The sequence below is a fragment of the Paracoccus marcusii genome (assembly GCF_006151785.1).
Taxonomy (GTDB): Bacteria; Pseudomonadota; Alphaproteobacteria; order Rhodobacterales; family Rhodobacteraceae; genus Paracoccus; species Paracoccus marcusii.
This window is the reverse complement of the sequence record NZ_VDDD01000215.1, coordinates 1-2,831: the sequence shown is the minus strand read 5'-3', so window position 1 is coordinate 2,831 and position 2,831 is coordinate 1. Positions and strand designations below refer to the sequence as shown.

Annotated in this window: 4 protein-coding genes; all 4 read left to right on the top strand. The window is 74.0% G+C overall.

All coding sequences use genetic code 11. The features are described 5' to 3' along the window. A partial coding sequence (gene cbiT / locus FHD68_RS18240) for a precorrin-6Y C5,15-methyltransferase (decarboxylating) subunit CbiT (RefSeq protein WP_139086512.1) occupies positions 1–996 on the top strand: 996 nt, incomplete at its 5' end. Further along, entirely contained in the window at positions 978–1,313 is a 336-nt protein-coding gene (locus FHD68_RS18235) for a cobalamin biosynthesis protein (protein WP_164871386.1), read from the top strand. The genes cbiT and FHD68_RS18235, both read left to right, overlap by 19 nt. Next, a complete protein-coding gene (cobM, locus tag FHD68_RS18230; RefSeq protein ID WP_127897638.1) occupies positions 1,310–2,077 on the top strand; it encodes a precorrin-4 C(11)-methyltransferase in 768 nt (255 codons plus the stop codon). Before FHD68_RS18235 ends, cobM begins: the two co-directional genes overlap by 4 nt. After that, positions 2,074–2,831, top strand: a 758-nt coding sequence (locus tag FHD68_RS18225) for a cobyrinic acid a,c-diamide synthase CobB (RefSeq protein WP_139086504.1), incomplete at its 3' end; no start/stop codon positions are given. The genes cobM and FHD68_RS18225, both read left to right, overlap by 4 nt.

Below are 2,831 nucleotides of genomic sequence, written 5' to 3'. Positions count from 1 at the left end.
CGCGTGGCGGCGCTGGTCTCGGGCGATCCGTTCTGGTGCGGCGCGGGGGGCGGCATCGCCGCCGTGCTGGAGCGCCACGAATGGCGCACCCTGCCCGCGCCGGGGGTGCTGTCGCTGGCCGCCGCACGCCTTGGCTGGCGGCTGGAGGAGGTGGTGACCCTGGGCCTGCATGCTGCGCCCTTCGCACAGCTGCGCCCGCATCTGGCGCGCGGCTGCCGGATCATCGCGACTCTGCGCGATGGCGACGCGCCTGCCGCGCTGGCCCGATGGCTGGTCGAACAGGGCGCGGGGGCTGCGCGGCTGACGGTGCTGGAGCGACTTGGCGGGCCGTCCGAACGGGTGCGCAGCACGCGCGCCGATGGGGTCGCGCTGACCTGCGCCGCACCAGTGGCGGTGGCCATCGACGGGGCGGATCTGCCGCGCGGCTTCGGCCTGCCCGCGGTGCCGGGCCGGGCGGATGCGCTGTTCACCCATGACGGGCAGATCACCAAATCACCCATCCGCGCGCTGACCCTCGCGGCCCTTGCCCCGCGCGCGGGAGAGGTGCTGTGGGATATCGGCGGCGGCTCGGGCTCGGTCGCGGTGGAATGGGCTCTGGCGGGGGGCCGCGCCGTGACGGTCGAGCCGCGCGCGGACCGCATCGCCACCATCCGCGCCAATATCGACGCCTTCGGCCTGGGCGGGCGGGTCACGGTGATCGAAGGCTCGGCCCCCGAGGCGCTGCCGCCCGACACGCCCGATGCGGTCTTTGTCGGCGGCGGCGCGTCGCAGGCGCTGCTGGAGGCGCTGTGGGCCCACCTGCCCCCCGGCGCGCGGCTGGTCGCCAATGCCGTGACGCTGGAGACGGAATCGCTGCTGACCCGCTGGCACGCAGATCACGGCGGCCGCCTGCTGCGCATCGACATCGCCGAGGCCGCCCCCCTGGGGGGGATGCGCGGCTGGACCCCCGCCCGCCCGATCGTGCAATGGAGCGTTACATGCGGATCGCCGGAATAGGCTGCCGCCCCGGCACCCCCCTGCCCGCCCTGCTGGCCGCGCTGGAGGCCGCGGGCGGTGCGGACGCGTTGGCCACCATTCCCGAACGCGCGCCCGAACTGCGTCCGCTGGCCCATGCGCGCGACCTGCCACTGCATCTGGTCGCCGTGGCGGGCATCGCCACGCCCACGCAATCCGTCCGCATCCTGGCCGCCTTCGACACCGGATCGGTGGCCGAGGCCGCCGCCATCGCCGCCAGTCTGGATGGGGGCGGCCGCCTGACCCATCCGCGTCGGACCTTCGGTCCCGTCACCATCGCCATCGCAGAGGTTCCATGACCGTCCATTTCATCGGCGCAGGCCCCGGCGCGCCCGACCTGATCACCCTGCGCGGCCGCGACCTGATCGCGGCCTGCCCGGTCTGCCTCTATGCCGGGTCCCTGGTGCCTGCCGCGCTCTTGGCCCATTGCCCGCCCGGCGCGCGGATCGTGAACACCGCGCCCCTGTCGCTGGACCGGATCATGGAGGAGATCGCCACCGCCCATGCGGCGGGCCAGGACGTGGCGCGGCTGCATTCGGGCGACCTGTCGGTCTGGTCGGCGATGGGCGAACAGATCCGCCGCCTGCGGGCGCTGGACATCCCCTTCGACGTGACGCCGGGCGTGCCCAGCTTTGCCGCCGCCGCCGCCGCGCTGCAGACCGAACTGACCCTGCCGGGCCTTGCGCAATCCGTGGTGCTGACCCGCACGCCGGGGCGCGCCTCGACCATGCCCGAGGGCGAGACGCTGGCGGCCTTTGCCGCGACCGGGGCGACGCTGGCGATCCACCTGTCGATCCACGCGCTGGAGCAGGTCGTGGCCGATCTGACCCCGCATTACGGGCCTGACTGCCCGGTGGCGGTGGTCTGGCGGGCCAGCTGGCCGGACCAGCGGGTGATCCGCGCGACCTTGGCCACCGTGGACGCGCAAGGCATCGACCGCACCGCGCTGATCCTGGTCGGGCCTGCGCTGGCAGGCGAGGGGTTCGAGGACAGTCGCCTCTACGCCGCCGATTACGACCGCCGCTATCGCCCCGTGGGTGACGCGCCGAGGTTCCCGGAATGACGCGCCCCCCGACGCCGGGCCTGATGATCTCGGCCCCCGCATCGGGGACGGGCAAGACGATGCTGATGCTCGGCCTGCTGACCGCTTTGCGCCGGCAGGGGCTCACCGTGCAGCCCTTCAAGTCGGGGCCGGATTACATCGATCCGGGGTTCCACCTGGCGGCCTCGGGGCGGGCCAGCTTCAACCTGGATGCCTGGGCGATGGAGCCGGGGCGGCTGATCGCCCATGCGACCGGCCAGCCCCCCGCCGACCTGGTCCTGGCCGAGGGGTCGATGGGCCTGTTCGACGGGGTCGCTACCAAGGGGGAGACCGGCATCGGCTCCAGCGCCGAAATCGCCCAGATGATGGGCTGGCCCGTGGTGCTGATCCTGGACGTGGGCGGACAGGCACAATCGGCGGCGGCCACGGCGCGGGGCTTTGCCACGCTGCGCCCCGATCTGCCCTTCGCGGGGGTGGTGCTGAACCGCGTGGCCTCGTCGCGCCATGACCGGCTGATCCGCGAGGGGATGGATCAGGCGGGCATCCGGGTGCTGGGCAGCCTGCCGCGGCAGGGCAACATCACCCTGCCCGAACGCCATCTGGGCCTGATCCAGGCCGAGGAGACCGCGGGCCTGCAGGCCATCCTGGACCATGCGGGCGATTTCATCGCGGCGCATTGCGACCTGGAGGCGATCATCGCAGCCGCCGGCCATCGCGCCCTGCCCGAGGCGCCCGCGCCGCGCCCGCTGACGCCCCCCGGCGGGCGGATCGCGCT